The following is a 16,321-nucleotide window of genomic DNA, read 5'->3' as shown; positions in this document are numbered from 1 at the left end:
AAATCAGCCGGTTGTCCAATGGTGCAATGCTTTAGCCGTCGGAATGCGAGACACCGCGCAGAATAAAAAAATAGCGGGGCAACTAGGAAATAGTCGCGGGTAACTACGGCAAAATCGTTGTTAGCTCTGGGGTGCGGATGCCCCAACAACAATCTGAATGCTAAAGGAGAATTCATGCGCTCACGTCACGCTTTGCTTATTTCTTTGTTATCCCTGGGAATCTCTCAGACTGCCTGGTCCTCCACCGACGGTGGCCATGCCAACAGCAACGCCAATAGCCGCGAAGTGGCCAGCGCACTTGGCGGCCTGAAGAACAAAACCTATAGCCTGGAGCAGGCACCGAAGATCCGCGTAGCCAGCTTCAATATTGCCGCCGGTAAAGTCAGTGATATGACCGCCATCGCCAAGGCGATCAAGGCGATGAACGCTGACGTGGTGGCGCTGCAGGAAGTAGACAAGCTGACCGGCCGCAGCGGCAAGCTGGATCAGGCTGAGGAACTGGCCAAACTGACCGGTATGCACGTGGTATTTGGCCGCGCGATTGATTATGACGGCGGTGAATATGGCCTGGCGTTCCTGTCAAAATATCCGCTGCATGACAGCAAGATTTACCCGCTGCCCTCCGGTCAGCGTGAACAACGCATCGCCTTCAGCGCCCAGACCGACGTGCCCGAGTTTCCGGCGCCGATTACGCTGATCAACACTCATTTGGATACTAAAGAAGATCCGGCCATGCGTTTGGAGCAGGTGCGCGAGTTGAACGATCGCACCATCGAAATGCGCGGAATCAAGCTGCTGTTTGGCGATATGAACGACGTTCCGGGCAGCGTTACCTGGACCGAACTCAGCCGCTACTGGAACGACATTATGCCTGCCGCGCAAGATGGCCGCAGCTGGCCGGCGGAAAATGCCGAAATCAAGGTCGACTACATCTTTAGCGGCAATGCCCAGCGCTGGCATCTGGACAGCCTGACGGTGCCGAACGCCAGCGGCGACTGGAACGGCATTCACTGGCCGGCGGTCAGCGATCACCTGCCGGTGGTTGCCGAACTGCGGCTGACCGAGCAGTAATTTAATCAAAAGCAGTATTGTCAGCTTAAACGGGTGAGATCCGTGCCAGTCGTTCGATGGCGGCGCGGATTTCACCGGGTGTCAGGGCCGAAAAGCCCAACAGCCAACCGTCGCGCCGCCCGGCTGACGTGAGATACTGGGCTGCCAGCCCTGGCGTCACGACACCCAGGCCTTGCGCCTGACGAGAGAGAGCCACTTCCTGACCGGGTGGCAGCCAAACGCTGAGTTGCAATCCGCCACTTGCCGGTTGTGGGGTGGCAAAATGCCCCAGTTTTTCCTGCACCTCCTCCAATAACCGGTCACGACGACTGCGGTACAACTGACGCATATAGCGGATATGAGCGGCAAAATGCCCCTGCTGGATAAACTCGGCGGTTACCGCCTGCGTCAGTTGGGCGCTGTGGCCGTCGTAAACCGTGCGTGCGGTGGTAAAGGGTTCCGCCAACGCAGGGGGCACCACCAAATAGGCCAGCCTCAGTGAGGGAAACAACACCTTGGAAAAGGTGCCAAGATAAAGCACGTTGCCGCGTCGGTCCAATCCTTGCATCGCAGGCATGGGCTGGCCGTCATAGTGAAATTCGCTGTCATAATCGTCTTCAATAATCCAGGCCCGCTGGCGTTGCGCCAGTGCCAACAGTTCGAGACGGCGTGCCAGACTGAGCGCCACGCCGGTGGGGTATTGATGCGAAGGTGTCAGATAAATCAGCCGCGGTGTCGGAAGTTGTTCATCCTGCCGTATCCCGGCTTCATCAACGCTGACCGGTACCAGCTCGGCGCCAGCGCTGGTAAAGGCGTTCCTGGCTCCGCGATAACCGGGCTCTTCCATCCAAACCTTATCACCGTGATCCAACAGCAGGGTGGCAATCAACTGCAGGGCCTGCTGTGAGCTGGTCAGTACCAGCACTTGTTGTGCATCACAATTAACGCCACGCGCTTGGCTGATATAACCGGCTATGGCCTCGCGTAACGGCAGATAACCTTGTGGATCGCCATAGCGCATCAGGGTTTCGCCCCGCAGGCTTAACTGCCGTGCGGTGAGCTGTTTCCACAGTTTTAGCGGGAAGGCGCGGAGATCCGGCGAACCGGCGGCAAAGGGCAAGGGCTGTTGGGGATCGCGACAGCCCCCGGTTTGTACGATCTGTCGGCCGCGCAGTGACAGACGCGGCTCGCCGCTGACTTTGGCTACAGGCACTGATTTGACGATGCCAGCCGCCACGAAGGTGCCTTGACCCACCCGGCGCTGTAGATAGCCCTCGGCCTCCAGTTGGCCGTAGGCCGCCTCGGCGGTCACGCGTGAGATCGCTAAATCTGCCGCCAGTACTCTGGATGAGGGCAAACGTTGCCCGCTGATCAACGTCCCGTTATGGATAGCCCGGCGCAGCGTGCTGCATACGCGCTCACGTAAGGTCCCGTTGGCGTGTTCCGGCAGGTGAAAAAGAGTGAGTAGCGTGCTGGCCATAATGGGACTTATCAATGGGCGAAAATGGGTATCAATCATAAGACCAAAATCAGGCAATATTGTCATCAGTGTTTATCAACAGGAGTGAATTACATGGCGGTATCTTCATTGGTTTTGGCCTTTCCACCGGGGACGGCGGCGCAGAGTCTGGATTATCTGGCCGCGAAGCTGAGTTATTACGCAGATGCGTGGGACGTGGCGGAAGATCTGCGCAACGGCGTCAGTGAGATCCTGGTGATTGATACCCGTGCGGAAGCCCTATACGCGGCCGGACATATTCCTGGTGCCATCAGTTTGCCCCATCGCCAGATTGACGAGGCCGGTACGGCGCATCTGGCGCGCGATAAAGTCTATGTCACTTATTGCGATGGCATTGGCTGTAACGGCTCCACCAAGGGGGCGTACAAGCTGGCGCTGCAAGGATTTCGGGTGAAGGAGTTGATTGGTGGTTTGGACTTCTGGCTACGCGATGGCCATCCATTGGCCACCGGTGAACAGCCGGGCTCGCTGCAGGGAAGTGCTATTGGCGAAGACTGCGGCTGCGCTTGATGCGGTAAAAGAGTCGTTCTGGTTGGGCGACACAAGGGGAGGTTACCCTTGTGTTGTCTCGAGCAGCGTTATTTGAATAAAGTATAAGATAATCCCCATCATTTAATCGTAAACCAATGATATGTTAAAATTTATTTAACTTTCATCTTTGTTTTACCTCTCATTACCCATTTAATAAAATCAATTTTTAACGATGAAACTGGCTATCTAATATTAGTCAACCCCTCCCTCAATGGCGGCGGCGAGCCCATTATCGACAGTGCTGAGGATGCCATTACTTTCTTTAGGCATAATGATGAAGTCGATTTATTACTTCTGGGAGATCGCCTTATATCCAGAAATAAAACCAATTGGTTGCGGATTTTTAAGGCAGGACATACAATTAAACTGAGTGATGGCACATTAACCAATGTTGTTTTTTCTAAGGGACAGCGATATGTTTTCTTTATCAAAGGCCGGCTGTCTGCGAGTGTGAGTGTGAGTGTGAGTGTGAGTGTGAGTGTGAGTTTGGATATCTTTGATTCAATAAACAAGAATGGTGGTTCGTTGTCTTATGACTTACTCGAAAATAACAGTAATTCTGTCATTAAATCTCTGTTTACAGCCATGATGTTAGGGTTAATGGAGTTCGAATCGTGAGCTTTAAACTAATTGAATCTATAACATCAGATTTATATATATTGGAACCATTAGAAAAATGGCATGCGCATGGCATGTATGCGGGGTTGTGTATTGAGGATGATTATAAGTTTATACCTTCCGAACCCCCGAAAACGTTGGGTGAACTGGAGTCTCGCTATGAGCGAGTATCTCAACGCTATTCGGCGGATAAAAAGGAAATATGGTTAAATTGGGTCATTATAGATCGTGAGTCTGGTCAATATCTGGGGTATGTCCAGTCGACAGTTATGATTGATAAAGGCTGGGCATATATTGCTTACCATGTATTTAGTCAATATCAGAAAAAAGGCGTGGCAAAACAGTGTGTGTCTATGCTGGTGGATTTCTTATTCAATAATTATAAACTGTCTCATGTCGATGCATTGATAGATACGCGCAATATTGCTTCCATTGGTTTAGTGGAGTCTCTGGAACTTAAGAAGATTAATGAATTGAAAAATGCAGATTTTTTCAAAGGATCTACAAGCGACGAGTTTCATTATAGAGTGTTTGATAGGGAATGGGCTACGAAGAACTAAGACTTTAACGTTAATGAATATAGCTATGGGAATATTATGAAAGAGAAAATATCACTATGGCAAAATGGAACATTCAATAAGCTATGGATTTCTCAAATACTAACTCAAGTAGGCGCTGAGGTTTCCCTGTACGCCTTGCCCATTTTTCGATAACGCAATTGTATATAACGCCAATAAAAATGGGGTATTTAGTGTTTTCAGAGCAGTTAGCGCCGATCGTATTAGGGGGGGGCTGGCATTTTACTTTTCTCATGCAAATTTTTATACTTTGGCTATCTCTGCATTCCTGTTGGGTACGGGTAAGTTGTTTTTTGATGTTTCGTACCGCAAGCTGATTCCGCGCGAGGCGATATTTATCGCCACATTGGGCCTGATGTTTTCAGCCTTTATTCTTGCACTGCCGCAGGTGCGTCAATTCAAGCTTGAAGCCTCCGAGCACCATACCCAGTCTGGCCTTGGATAAGGGTTATCCGCTGGCCAGTAAATCGGTTGCCAGGAAGTCAAAAAGTTAAAACACCAGCGCCAGTACCAGGGCCAGCACCAGAATAAACAGGATCAACGCCACGGCCGGTTTGCTCAGCGCTTTTTGCAGCGGTTGGGGCAGGGCGGCAATCAGTGGGTTGAGCAACGGCTGCGGTTCGGCGTGGCTGCCGGACAGCGGCTGTGCCGGGCCGGTCTTTTCCAGACGACGCGCAAACAGCTGGTTGATCAGGTCGCTCATCTGCGGATGGGTCAGCGGTGCGCCGGCATTGCAGTGAAAACGTGACTTACAGTAGTCATTCAACTGTTGCTGCTCCTGCGGATCCGCAGGATGTTTCAGTGCGGCCAACAGATTGTTCAGCGTCGGTGCGGTTTGTGGACTCAGCGCTACCTTCACCTGCAAAAACTGATTCAGCAGTTGGAAATGGCGAGCCGGCAGCGGATCGTTGGTTTTGACCCCGCTGAGATCAAACAGCGTCTGCCAAATTTTGACCGGTGATTCGCCGGTGGCGGCGCTCAGCTTGGTCACCTGCAGCTGCAGGCTCTGATGTTCGGCAGGCAACAGCGGACGATCGCTGGTGGTGGTTTGTTGCGGGAGCGGGATGGTCAGGCTGCCGGTCTGCAACAGGTTCAGTACCTGCTGCAACTGCGGGTGGCTCAATTGACTCAGCACCGTATGGCCAAACTGCTGGCGAATAAAGTCGCTGACGGCCTGGCGGTTATTGCCCTGCGGCAACAGATCGGTGAGTTGCTGCAACAATTGGCGGTTGGCATGGCTTTGCTGCACCTGTGCCAGACGGTTTTGCAACAGTTGCTCGGCCGGTTGGAAATGGCGTGCCAGTAGCTCACTGTTGTTGTCCGTTTGCAGGTCATGACGCAGCGTGACCCAGATCTCTGCGGACTTGGCCGGGCTGAGCGCCATGATCTTGACGACCAGCTTCTCCAGCGTCGTGCGTTGTGCCGGGGAGAGCGGGCTACCGTCAGTGGTGGTGGTTTTGTCCGGGCTAGGGGAACGATCGCTGGCGATCGGGGTGCCCGGTCCACTCAAAGGTTGCATATCACCTGTCCTTCGCTGTGTAGAAAATCGTCGTACCCGGCGAAAAGCGCAGGATTGTTCTTATGATACCTGTAAACGGCCGCGACCAATACCGTCCTCAGACATTTCTTTACAGGCAAAACATTGCTAAAAGCGTCTGCGCCGCTAAGATAAGCGCAGACTTGGAATTGAGGACGGCATGGTTAAACAGCAGCGGATTGCGAAATGGTTTTTATGCCTGGCTTGCCTGGTGGTGCTGACCTGCATGACTCAGCGCATGGCGAGCCTGCATGCGTTGCAGCAAGTGATGGGCCTGCCTGTCGCCAGCACTCTCACCTCCGCCACCGATGACGCCGCCGAACTGCAACCCACTCCCTGCGAACTGAGTGCCAAATCCCTGTTGGCCTCGCCGCCGGTAATGTTCGAAACCCTGCTGTTCGGCCTTGGCATGTTGCTGGTGCTGTTGGCACCGACCGTGGCCGCGCGTCTGCGCATTCCCCCTCCCAGAGTTATTTCCCCCACCACCCTCAGGGTACATCTGCGATTATGCGTATTCCGTGAATGAGTTCATCGCCCGTCTGTTTTGGTGATTGATTCATTTATGGAGAAAAAACATGTTAAATATCATCAGGTCGGCATTAGCCTGCCTGTTACTGCTGTGGCTTCCTGTTTTGCAGGCTGCGGACAGCGGCTGGCTACAAAGCCCGACTAACGATCACGCCAAGGTGCGGCTGCGCGCCGATACCTCGCACAGCGGGGAAACCCGTTTGCTGCTGGGCATAGAGCTGCAAAAAGGTTGGAAAACCTACTGGCGTTCGCCGGGGGAAGGCGGAATTGCGCCGACCATCGCCTGGCAGGGTAATCCACCGCCGGCAACCTGGTTCTGGCCAACGCCGCAGCGTTTTGACGTTGCCGGTATCTCCACCCAGGGTTATCACGACCGGGTTGAGCTGCCGATGGTGATGAAAGGCGCGGTACCACGCCAGTTGGCGGGCACCTTGACGCTGTCTACCTGCAGCAACGTCTGCATTTTGACCGACTATCCGTTCAGTCTGGATCTGGACGCGCCGTCCGACGCGCAGTTTACCCATGACTTTGCCCAGGCAATGGGGCAGGTACCTATTGCCGATGGGTTGGTAGAGAGCATTAAAGCCGGTTATCAGAACGGGGAGCTGCAGATCAGCGCCGAGCGTGCCGCCGGTTGGCAGCAGCCTGAGTTGTTCTTCGATACGCTGGAGGATGCTGATCTCGGCAAGCCGAAGGTCAGCAGCGACGGAACCCGGATGTTCGCGCGGGTGCCGGTGAGTGATGGCTGGGGCGATAGCGCACCGGATCTGCGTGGCAAAACCCTGACGTTGGTGATCGGTGACGGCGGCGTGGCGCAACAGGTGACGTTACCTATTGAAGGGCCACTGGCTTCACCGGTTGCGGCGAGTTTCTCGCTGTGGCAGGCGGTGCTGATGGCGCTGGTCGGTGGCCTGATCCTCAACCTGATGCCGTGCGTGTTGCCGGTATTAGGCATCAAACTGGGCTCGATTTTGCAGGTCGAACAGCGTGATCGGCACAGTATTCGGCTACAGTTCCTGGCCTCGTCGTTCGGCATTGTGGCGTCATTTATGGCGCTGGCGTTGCTGATGACGCTGCTGCGACTGAGCAACCAGGCGCTTGGCTGGGGCATTCAGTTCCAAAACCCGTGGTTTATCGGTTTTATGGTGCTGGTGACGCTGTTATTCAGCGCTAACCTGTTCGGCTTGTTCCATCTGCAACTTTCCTCTTCGCTGAACACTAAACTGGCGACCCATAACGGCCGTGGCCTGAGTGGGCATTTCTGGCAGGGCGCTTTCGCTACCTTGCTGGCGACGCCGTGTTCCGCGCCCTTCCTGGGTACCGCTGTGGCCTTTGCTCTGGCAGCACCGCTGCCGGTGCTGTGGGGCATGTTTGTCGCGCTGGGCATCGGGATGAGCCTGCCCTGGCTGTTGATTGCCGCCTGGCCGGCGTTGGCACTGCGTTTACCTCGTCCGGGGCGGTGGATGAACAGCCTGCGGCTGGTGATGGGGTTGCTGATGCTGGCTTCTTCGTTGTGGCTGCTAAGCCTGATGGCCAACCATATCGGTGGCGTCCCGACACTGGTGGTGGGTGTTCTCGCGCTGTTGGCCCTGTTGCTGGCGGTCGGTTGGCAACATGGGGTTCGCCTGGCGGCCAAGTTGGCAGCTGGTACCCTGGTGCTGGTTGGGCTGGTGCTATTGGCCGGTTCGCTGACCGCCGGGCTGTGGCGTCAGCCGCTGCACGACAATGTGGCCTGGCAACCGCTGAGCGAGGAGGCGATCACCCAGGCGCTGGCCCAGAACAAACGGGTGTTTGTCGACGTCACCGCTGACTGGTGCGTGACCTGTAAAGCCAACAAATTCAACGTACTGCTGCGCGATGACGTGCAAAAAGCGCTGAGCGCCGAGGACGTTGTCGCCCTGCGGGGGGACTGGAGCCGTCCATCGGCCGAAATTAACGCCTTCCTGCAACAACGCGGCAGCGTCGCCGTGCCTTTTAATCAAATTTATGGCCCCGGCAGCCGCGACGGCGTGGTGTTGTCCCCACTGTTGACCCGCGATGCCGTATTGCAAACCCTGTCCGCCGCCAAAGGAAATTCACAATGAAAAAATTAATGATTTTACTGATGTTGATCGCCACCCCTGTCTGGGCCGCTGCCCCGTTTACTCCAGAACAGGAAGTCCGCATTAAAGAGCTGATCCGCGAAACGCTGGTGTCGAACCCGGATATTCTGGCGCAGGCGGTCGATGCCTGGCAGCAGCAAACCGCCGGCCAGCAAATCAGCCAGGCGATCAAGCAAAACGCCAAAGCCCTGTATGAAGACCCGGCCAGCCCGCGTCTGGGGGCGACCAACGCCAAACTGACGCTGGTGACCTTTACCGATTACAACTGCCCGTACTGCAAGCGTTTTGATCCGATGCTGGAGAAGATCGTCAAACAATACCCGGACGTCGCGTTGGTGGTGAAATTATTGCCGTTCAAGGGCGAAAGCTCGGTCAGTTCGGCACGGGTGGCATTGACTGCCTGGCAGCAGCATCCGGACCAGTTTTGGGCGTTACACCAGCGGCTGATGGCGAAAAAAGGTTTCCACGACACCGCCAGCATTGCCGCTGCCCAGCAGAAAACCGGAGTGAAAGAAGTAGCACCCAGTGAGCTGAGCATGACCACGCTGCGCACCAACATGGAACTGGCTGAAAAATTGGGCGTGCAGGGGACGCCGGCGACGCTGATCGGCGATCAGATGTTGCCGGGGGCTGTGTCTTACGAGGAGCTGGAGGCGATGGTGAAACAGCAATTGGCGAAGGTCAAAAATGGCTAGGCTGCGGCGTTGGACGCGGGAACTGCTGATCCTGTTGTTGATTGTCCTGGTAGCGGCGTTCGGCATGGACTGGCTGCGTGCACCGCAGGCTCCGCCAGCCTTCGATTCGCAGGTCCTGACGACGCTGAGTGGTGAGCAGGTGTCACTGGCGCAGCTCAGTCAGGATAAACCCTTGCTGGTCTATTTCTGGGCCAGCTGGTGCGGTGTTTGCCGCTTCACCACGCCCTATGTCGCCAGACTGGTCGGCGAGGGGGACAACGTGCTGACCGTAGCGCTGCGCTCCGGTGACGATGCTCAGGTGGCGAGGTGGCTGGCAGGCAAGAGGGTGACCTTGCCGGTGGTTAACGACCCGCGTGGCGAGCTGTCGGCGCAGTGGCAAATCGGCGTTACCCCGACGCTGGTGATTATCTCCAAAGGCCAGGTGGTGCAGAGCACCACCGGCTGGACCAGCTATTGGGGCATGAAGCTGCGGCTGTGGTGGGCCGGGCTGTAATCACCGGTTTATTCTGCTGCTATCACCTGACTAATCGCCCGGCACAGCCGGGCGATACCTTCTTCAATCAGCGGCGGCGTGTTGGCGGCGAAATTCAATCGCAGGCCGTGCGCGCCACGCTGTTCCTCGGCATAAAAACATTCTCCGCGTGCAAAAGTCACGCCTTGTCGCCAGGCCACCGGCATCAGTGCTTCGGTGCTGACGGCGGCGGGCAGCGTCAGCCAAATAAACAACCCGCCCTCCGGCGTTTCAAACCGGCAGCCTGGCGGCAGTTGCTGCTGTAATGCAGCGACCATCACATCTCGGTGCTGGCGATAGACTCGTCCGGCACGCCGCAGTTGCTTGTCGTAGCGCCCGATGGTGACGAAGGCGTCCAGCGCGCGCTGGATCAGGTTGGAACTGGTAAAACTGTCGACGTGTTTCAATCGGGCGATGCGTTGATAGTGTTCGCTGTCCGCCACCAGATAGCCGATGCGCATGCTGGGCAACAGCATTTTGGAAAATGTGCTGACATAAATCACCGCCCCCGGTTGCGCAAGGGCCCGCAGCGAGGGCAATTGCTTGCCGTTGTAGCGCAAATCGCCGACAAAATCGTCCTCGAGGATCACCACCCCGGCATGCTGAGCCAGTGCCAACAGGCGACGCCGCCGGGCTTCACTCATGCAGCGCCCGGTAGGGTTATGGAAATTGGGTATGGTGTAAATCAGCTTCGGCCGGTGTTTTTCCAGCAGGGCGGGCAGTTGGTCAACCAGCATGCCGTGCCGATCGCTGGGAATGGTGACGATATTGATGCGGTGCAGGCGCAGTAGCCCCAGGGCTTCGGCGTAGGTCGGCTGTTCGACGATCACCGTATCGCCCGGCTCCAGCAGGCTTTGCACAATCAGGCTGATGGCGTGTTGTGAACCGTTGGTGATCAGCAATTGTTCCGCATGGGTCGGAATGCCCTGCGCGGTGAGGATCCTTCCCAGCGTATCGCGCAGCGGGTAGTAGCCACAGTATTCGCCATAGCTGAAAGCCTCTTCCGCATGGCGGCTGAGCACCGACAGCAAGATCTTGCGGAACTCTTCCTGCGGGAAAACTTTCGGACTGCCGACACCGGCAGCAAAGTTGATGATGCTGTCCGGCAGCGGGATATCGGGGTAACCATCCAGCCGTGAGGTCAGGGTGGTAAAACGCTCCGCCGGGAAAGGGACATCGGTTGCCGGTTGTGGCTGTGCGGGCTGTGTCAGCGGGTGCTGGACATAGGCACCGCTGCCGCGTCGCTGGCGTAAAAAGCCTTTGGCTGCCAATTCGGCATAGGCGCTGTCCACCGTCAACCGGCTGACGGCCAATTCGCCGGCAAGCTGGCGTGTGGAGGGCAGTTTGTCACCATCAACAAATACGCCGCTCAGGATTGCCCGCCGCAACGCCTCCTCAATTTGCAGATACAGCGGAACATCCTGCTGACGGTCTAACGGAATATGCATGCAAAATTGGCTCGGTAGTTGGTGGCACTTTTTACTATACCCCATAGCAGCAGGCCTTCAAGCGGATAAAAGTGGCCTGTATAACATCGGGGGAAAGTGGCTCTGGCGGCAAAATAGCGCGGCGTTAGAATCTCTGCCTGAGTCTATTACTGCCGTTTTTTGAGGGTGTCATGTCATTACCATCGGGTGTTTCAGTCAGGCCGGTTTTCCCCGGCGCGCGCATTTTACAGGGCAGCAGTCAGGGTTATGTGATTGCCATTATCAGCGCCATGTTGCTGGCCTTTACCGCCATTATTATCCGCGTGCTGACGCAGTATTATCACCTGCCGACCTTTGTGCTGGCCTTTTGGCGAGCGGCATTGGTGGCGCTGGTTTTATTACCGGCGTTGTTGCTGTTCAAGCCTGAGTGGGCACGCTTACGGCGTTCCCAGATCCCGTTTTATGCCTGTTATGGCCTGCTGTTGGCGGTATTCAACAGCCTGTGGACGCTGTCGGTGGCGCTGAACGGCGCGTCGGTGGCGACCATCCTGACTTACTGCTCGGTGGGTTTTACCGTTTTCCTCGGCTGGATGATCTACAGCGAACGCCTGAACCTGCGCCAGTTGGTGGTGATTGTGGTCAGCCTGGGCGGCTGTTTTCTGGTCAGCAACGGTGACAGCATGGGCAACAGTCATTTCAACCTGCTGGGGTTGTTGGTCGGTATGCTGTCCGGCATCGGTTATACCCTCTACACGCTGGGCGGACGGGTGGCGACTGAACGCCATTATCCGGTGTGGAATACCATTTTGTACGTGTTCGGTTTTTCCGCCGTCTATCAGTGGCTGTTCAACATTGCGCTGACGTTATACCCGCTGGCGGCATTCCACGGCATGACCGGTTCTTTGTGGTTCCTTTCCGAGGGCGTTCAGGGCATCGAGTGGCGCGGTTGGTTGTTGCTGTTGACGCTGGCCGCAGGCCCGACGCTGTTGGGGTTTGGTTTGTACAACATCAGCCTGAAAACCCTGCCGCTGGCGGTAGCGAACCTGATTTTGTCGCTGGAGTTGGTGTTCACGGCGGTGATCGCCTATTTCCTGCTGGGGGAAAACATGAACTCGTTACAACTGCTCGGCAGCGCCCTGGTGATGGGCGGGGTGCTGATGTTGAAAAGCAAGACGGCCGAGGCCTGATTTGTTAGCATTATGCCGAGATTTGGAGGCAATAATGACCAATAACCCAAGATTAAAACGGGCGTTAATCGCTTAAAACGGCAGTGTTTTGCGACCAAAAAACACTGCCACAGACTTTAGGCTGTGGCTCTTGCAATGAATATAGAGAAAGCGCCATGACTGAAAAACACTGGTCAAAAACAGAACTGCTGCACCAAACGGTGACCAACCCCAATATTATCGTCAAAGGGACCCACAGCTATTACAGCGACTACCTGGATGACGGTTTTGAACGCTCCGTGGTGCGTTATTTGCACGGGGACGAGGTCAGCCAACAGTGGCAGCCGCTAGGAGTGATAGACCAATTGCTGATCGGCGATTATGTCTGCATTGCCGCCGAGGCCGTGATCCTGATGGGGGGTAATCATACTCACCGTGCCGATTGGTTCTGCCTGTACCCGATGATGGAAAGCATTCTGGCTTCCTATCAGCCGAGGGGCGACACCCGGTTAGGGGACGGTTGTTGGATCGGGATGCGGGCGATGCTGATGCCGGGTGTGAGCATTGGGGAAGGGGCGATAGTGGCTGCAGGCAGTATTGTGACCAAGGATGTTGAACCTTACACCATCGTGGGCGGCAATCCGGCACGGCCAATCAAGCTGCGGTTTAGCCCGCAGACCATCGCCCGGTTATTGGCTTTGCGTATTTATGATTTGTCGACCGAGGAGTTTGCCCGCGTGCAGCCCTTGCTGGCCGATGATGATATTGCGGCCCTGGAACGGGCGATAGCTGAAATTAAGCGTTAACTGAAAAGGGCGGGAATAACCCGTAATGCCGGTCAGTTAAGCAAAGTTCTGAATAATAATGTACGACTTTGCTAAAGTGATAGTCCCCCTCTCCAGAGGGAGAGGGCCGGGGTGAGGGGCTTTCGCGTCAATATGTATCCCCTCACCCTAACCCTCTCCCAAAGGAGAGGGAACAATACACCTTAACTGACAAGCATTACGGGAATAACCCCGCCCTTTGACTTATTCGGCCTTGGCCGCTTCCACCGTTTGGCGACGTTTGCGCACTATGCGCAACACCAGCGGCAGTACCAGCACGGCTACCGCCAACACCAGCAAGGTTTGCGCGATGCTGCTGCTCCACAGGATGCCAAACTGTCCGTTGCTGATGGACAGCGCGCGGCGCAGGTTCTGCTCCAGCATCTCTCCCAACACGAAGCCCAGGATCAACGGCGACATCGGGAAGTGCATTTTCCTCAGGATGTAGCCAAACACCCCCAGTCCGACCATCAACAGCAGGTCAAAGGTGGTGCTGTGCACCGCATAAACACCGACCGCCGACACTGCGGCAATCGCCGGTACCAGGAACCACAGCGGAATGGTCAGCATGCGGGTGAACAGACCAACCAACGGCAGGTTCATAATCAACAAGATGACGTTGGCAATCAGCAGTGCGGCGATCAGCCCCCAGACAATATCCGGCTGCTCGGTGAACATCGCCGGGCCAGGTGTGATGTTGTACAGAGTCAGTGCGCCCATCATCACCGCCGTGGTACCGGAACCCGGCACGCCCAGCGTCAGCATCGGAATGAACGAGCCGCAGGCCGAAGCGTTATTGGCCGCCTCAGGAGCCGCCACGCCGCGAATATCCCCTTTACCGAAGGTATCGCTGTTGCCGCTGATTTTCTTTTCGGTCATATAGGTCAGCGCACTGGCGATGGTGGCACCCGCACCCGGCAGAATGCCGACGAAGAAACCGATCACCGAAGAACGCAGCGTTGGGCCAACGCATTCGGCAGCCTCTTTACGATTAAACAGTAAGCGACCGGTTTTGCGCACCAGCTTCTGCCCGGTGCTGGTGCTTTCCAGCATCAGCAGGATTTCACTGACCGAGAACAGGCCGATCACCACCACGATAAACTGCACGCCGTCGGAGAGATGAACGCTGTCGAAGGTGAAGCGATAAACGCCGGTGTTGGCATCGACCCCGACCGTCGCCAGCCCCAGGCCAATCAGCGCCGCCAGCAGCGACTTCAGCGGGTTCTGGCTCATCATGCTGCCCAGGCAGGCGATGGCGAACACCATCAGGGCAAAATATTCCGCCGGGCCGAACGCCAGCGACCAGCGTGCCAGCAGCGGGGCGAACAGGATAATGCCGCCGATGGCGATCATCGAACCGACGAAAGAGCTGACCGCCGAGATCGACAGCGCCACACCGGCGCGCCCCTGTTGCGCCATCGGATAGCCGTCCAGGGCCGTCATGATCGCCGCCGCGTCACCCGGCACGTTGAGCAGTATCGAGGAGATGCGACCGCCGTATTCGCAGCCGATATACACCGTCGCCAGCAGGATCAGTGCGGACTCTGCCGGCAGTTTGAGAGCGAACGCCAATGGCAGCAAAATAGCCACGCCGTTGATCGGCCCCAACCCCGGCAGCAGGCCGACAATGGTGCCAACGAAGCAGCCGATCAGGGCGATAATCAGGTTCTGTGGCACCAATGCCACCTCGAACCCTTGAGACAAATACATCCAGGTTTCCATCATCGCCCCCGTTAGCTCAGCCAAACGCCGAGTGGCAGTGTCACATCAAGTAAGCGGTCAAAGGCGTAATACAGCGCCACGCCCATCACCACGCCGGACACCAATGCCGCTTTCAGGCTGGCCTGGAACAGCAGGCCAATGCTGAAGGTCAGCAGTGTGGTTGCCAGCGGGAAGCCCAGCCATTCGAAGCCCCAGGCGTACAGCACCAGCGTAATGACCAGCACCAGCAGGCGTTGCATCACTTTGTTATGCGGCCATTCAACCACCTGCGGCTTGTTCAGCAGCAGTAACGCCGCGCACAGCGCCATCAGGCTGAGAATCGCCAGCGGGAAGGGACGGGGGCCCAGCGGTTCGTAGCTGTATTCGCTCTGAATACCCCAGCCGATAAACAGGCCGCCAATGCACAGCAGCAGCCAGAAACCGGCGAAAATGCGATCGCTCATGGTAGCCTCCGGTTACTTGGCCAGGCCGAAAACTTTGGCCTGTTCGCGGTACTGATTGACCTGGTTTTTCACGTAGGCATCCAGTTCCTTGCCGGCCAGGTTGAATTCAAACAGACCACGCAGATCGCGCTGTTTTTTGAACTCGTCGGTTGCCATCATTTTTTGGAAGGTGTCGAGCCACCACTGGTACTCCTCTTCGCTGACCTTCGGGCCAACGTAGAAACCGCGGATAATCGGCCATACCAGATTGAAGCCTTGCTCTTTGGCGGTCGGCACATTGGCTAACTGGCCCGGCAGGCGTTGATCCGAGTACACCGCCAGCACGCGAATTTTGTCGCCCTGCAGGTAAGGCACCATTTCGCTCAGATCGCCGGAAACTGCCTGAATGTGGTTGCCGAGCAATGCGGTAACCGGCTCGCCGCCGCCTTCGAATGCCACGTAACGCATCTTGTGAGGATCGACCCCGACCTCACGCGCCAGCAGGGCGGTTTTCATCCAGTCCTGGCTACCGATCGAGGCACCCGCGCCGAACACCACGCTGTTCGGATCTTTTTGGAAGGCGTCCATCAGGTCTTTCAGGGTTTTGTATGGCGAGTCGGCACGGACCGCGATCATGCCGTAGTCGGTACCGACGGCGGCCAGCCATTTCACGTCGTCCACGTTGTAGCGGCCGAATTTCCCTTGTGACAGGTTCAGCAACGAGCCACCGGAGAAGGCGACAACCGTGCCGAACTCTGCCGGACGTTGGGCAACGATGGCGTTGTAGGCTACTGCGCCAACGCCGCCGGGCATGTAGGTAACGCGCATCGGTTTATCGATGGCTTTGGTTTCCTGCAGCGAAACCTGAATCAGCTTGCAGGTCAGGTCGAACCCTCCGCCGGGCTTGGCAGGGGCGATACATTCGGTGCGTTTCGGTGCTTCGACGGCAAAGGCCTGATTGGCTGCCAGCAGCAGGGCGGTGGCGGTCAGAGTGCGGGTGATTATTTTTTTCATTGCTTTCCCCAAGGTATTTTTCAGTCGGTGCGGATCCCCGCCGATACGGGTTGCTGGATTGTTAAATCAACAACCTT

At 56.4% G+C, this 16,321-nt stretch carries 17 protein-coding genes; 11 read left to right on the top strand and 6 right to left on the bottom strand.

Features of this window, described 5'->3' with window-relative positions; all coding sequences use genetic code 11:
• Window positions 1-174: 174 nt before the first annotated feature.
• A complete protein-coding gene (locus ACSOSI_RS18005; protein WP_112363895.1) occupies window positions 175-1,071 on the top strand; it encodes an endonuclease/exonuclease/phosphatase family protein in 897 nt (298 codons plus the stop codon).
• 25 nt (window positions 1,072-1,096) lie between these two features.
• Here ACSOSI_RS18005 and pdxR (ACSOSI_RS18000) read toward each other — a convergent pair whose 3' ends face one another.
• Window positions 1,097-2,530: a MocR-like pyridoxine biosynthesis transcription factor PdxR gene (gene pdxR, locus ACSOSI_RS18000; RefSeq protein WP_476705892.1), complete on the bottom strand. Its 1,434-nt coding sequence runs from the start codon at window positions 2,528-2,530 to the stop codon at window positions 1,097-1,099.
• A 93-nt stretch (window positions 2,531-2,623) separates the two neighbouring features.
• On the opposite strand from pdxR (ACSOSI_RS18000), the gene ACSOSI_RS17995 reads away from it, so the two are divergent.
• The 4 genes from ACSOSI_RS17995 (at window position 2,624) to ACSOSI_RS17980 (ending at window position 4,741) form a co-directional block, all read left to right on the top strand.
• Complete coding sequence (locus ACSOSI_RS17995; RefSeq protein WP_476705891.1) at window positions 2,624-3,079, top strand: rhodanese-like domain-containing protein; 456 nt, start codon at window positions 2,624-2,626, stop codon at window positions 3,077-3,079.
• A gap of 129 nt (window positions 3,080-3,208) precedes the next feature.
• Complete coding sequence (locus tag ACSOSI_RS17990) at window positions 3,209-3,718, top strand: carbamoyltransferase C-terminal domain-containing protein (protein WP_476707278.1); 510 nt, start codon at window positions 3,209-3,211, stop codon at window positions 3,716-3,718.
• Window positions 3,715-4,278: a GNAT family N-acetyltransferase gene (locus ACSOSI_RS17985; protein ID WP_261137199.1), complete on the top strand. Its 564-nt coding sequence runs from the start codon at window positions 3,715-3,717 to the stop codon at window positions 4,276-4,278. Before ACSOSI_RS17990 ends, ACSOSI_RS17985 begins: the two co-directional genes overlap by 4 nt.
• Before the next feature lie 268 nt (window positions 4,279-4,546).
• Window positions 4,547-4,741: a hypothetical protein gene (locus ACSOSI_RS17980; protein WP_017893519.1), complete on the top strand. Its 195-nt coding sequence runs from the start codon at window positions 4,547-4,549 to the stop codon at window positions 4,739-4,741.
• Between the two features lie 45 nt (window positions 4,742-4,786).
• On the opposite strand, the gene flk is transcribed toward ACSOSI_RS17980, so the two are convergent.
• A complete protein-coding gene (flk, locus tag ACSOSI_RS17975) occupies window positions 4,787-5,815 on the bottom strand; it encodes a flagella biosynthesis regulator Flk (protein WP_476705890.1) in 1,029 nt (342 codons plus the stop codon).
• A gap of 178 nt (window positions 5,816-5,993) precedes the next feature.
• On the opposite strand from flk, the gene ACSOSI_RS17970 reads away from it, so the two are divergent.
• The 4 genes from ACSOSI_RS17970 to ACSOSI_RS17955 are packed head-to-tail and all read left to right on the top strand — an operon-like array spanning window position 5,994 to window position 9,651.
• Window positions 5,994-6,359, top strand: a complete 366-nt coding sequence (locus ACSOSI_RS17970; protein ID WP_112363897.1) for a copper resistance protein — start codon at window positions 5,994-5,996, stop codon at window positions 6,357-6,359.
• A 49-nt stretch (window positions 6,360-6,408) separates the two neighbouring features.
• Window positions 6,409-8,445 (top strand): protein-disulfide reductase DsbD family protein, encoded by a 2,037-nt coding sequence (locus ACSOSI_RS17965; protein WP_476705889.1) that lies wholly within the window; start codon window positions 6,409-6,411, stop codon window positions 8,443-8,445.
• Window positions 8,442-9,158, top strand: a complete 717-nt coding sequence (locus ACSOSI_RS17960) for a DsbA family protein (RefSeq protein WP_261408633.1) — start codon at window positions 8,442-8,444, stop codon at window positions 9,156-9,158. Before ACSOSI_RS17965 ends, ACSOSI_RS17960 begins: the two co-directional genes overlap by 4 nt.
• Window positions 9,151-9,651, top strand: coding sequence for a protein disulfide oxidoreductase (locus ACSOSI_RS17955; RefSeq protein ID WP_261434188.1), 501 nt, complete (start codon window positions 9,151-9,153; stop codon window positions 9,649-9,651). Before ACSOSI_RS17960 ends, ACSOSI_RS17955 begins: the two co-directional genes overlap by 8 nt.
• Window positions 9,652-9,659: 8 nt before the next feature.
• Here the strand turns inward: ACSOSI_RS17955 and pdxR (ACSOSI_RS17950) are convergent, their stop codons facing one another.
• Window positions 9,660-11,117: a MocR-like pyridoxine biosynthesis transcription factor PdxR gene (pdxR, locus tag ACSOSI_RS17950; protein ID WP_476705888.1), complete on the bottom strand. Its 1,458-nt coding sequence runs from the start codon at window positions 11,115-11,117 to the stop codon at window positions 9,660-9,662.
• A gap of 170 nt (window positions 11,118-11,287) precedes the next feature.
• On the opposite strand from pdxR (ACSOSI_RS17950), the gene ACSOSI_RS17945 reads away from it, so the two are divergent.
• Together ACSOSI_RS17945 and ACSOSI_RS17940 are read left to right on the top strand one after the other, a co-directional pair.
• Window positions 11,288-12,283 (top strand): DMT family transporter, encoded by a 996-nt coding sequence (locus ACSOSI_RS17945; RefSeq protein ID WP_476705887.1) that lies wholly within the window; start codon window positions 11,288-11,290, stop codon window positions 12,281-12,283.
• Between the two features lie 155 nt (window positions 12,284-12,438).
• Window positions 12,439-13,068 (top strand): CatB-related O-acetyltransferase, encoded by a 630-nt coding sequence (locus ACSOSI_RS17940; protein ID WP_454889743.1) that lies wholly within the window; start codon window positions 12,439-12,441, stop codon window positions 13,066-13,068.
• A gap of 222 nt (window positions 13,069-13,290) precedes the next feature.
• Here ACSOSI_RS17940 and ACSOSI_RS17935 read toward each other — a convergent pair whose 3' ends face one another.
• The 3 genes from ACSOSI_RS17935 to ACSOSI_RS17925 are packed head-to-tail and all read right to left on the bottom strand — an operon-like array spanning window position 13,291 to window position 16,244.
• Window positions 13,291-14,808, bottom strand: coding sequence for a tripartite tricarboxylate transporter permease (locus tag ACSOSI_RS17935; protein WP_012146058.1), 1,518 nt, complete (start codon window positions 14,806-14,808; stop codon window positions 13,291-13,293).
• Window positions 14,809-14,819: 11 nt separating this feature from the next.
• On the bottom strand, window positions 14,820-15,251 hold the full coding sequence (locus ACSOSI_RS17930) for a tripartite tricarboxylate transporter TctB family protein (protein ID WP_012146057.1): 432 nt from the start codon (window positions 15,249-15,251) through the stop codon (window positions 14,820-14,822).
• 12 nt (window positions 15,252-15,263) lie between these two features.
• On the bottom strand, window positions 15,264-16,244 hold the full coding sequence (locus tag ACSOSI_RS17925; protein ID WP_012146056.1) for a Bug family tripartite tricarboxylate transporter substrate binding protein: 981 nt from the start codon (window positions 16,242-16,244) through the stop codon (window positions 15,264-15,266).
• Between the last annotated feature and the right edge of the window lie 77 nt (window positions 16,245-16,321).

This window comes from Serratia sp. AR11 (assembly GCF_056376275.1).
This window is presented reverse-complemented; position numbering and strand designations above follow the sequence as displayed.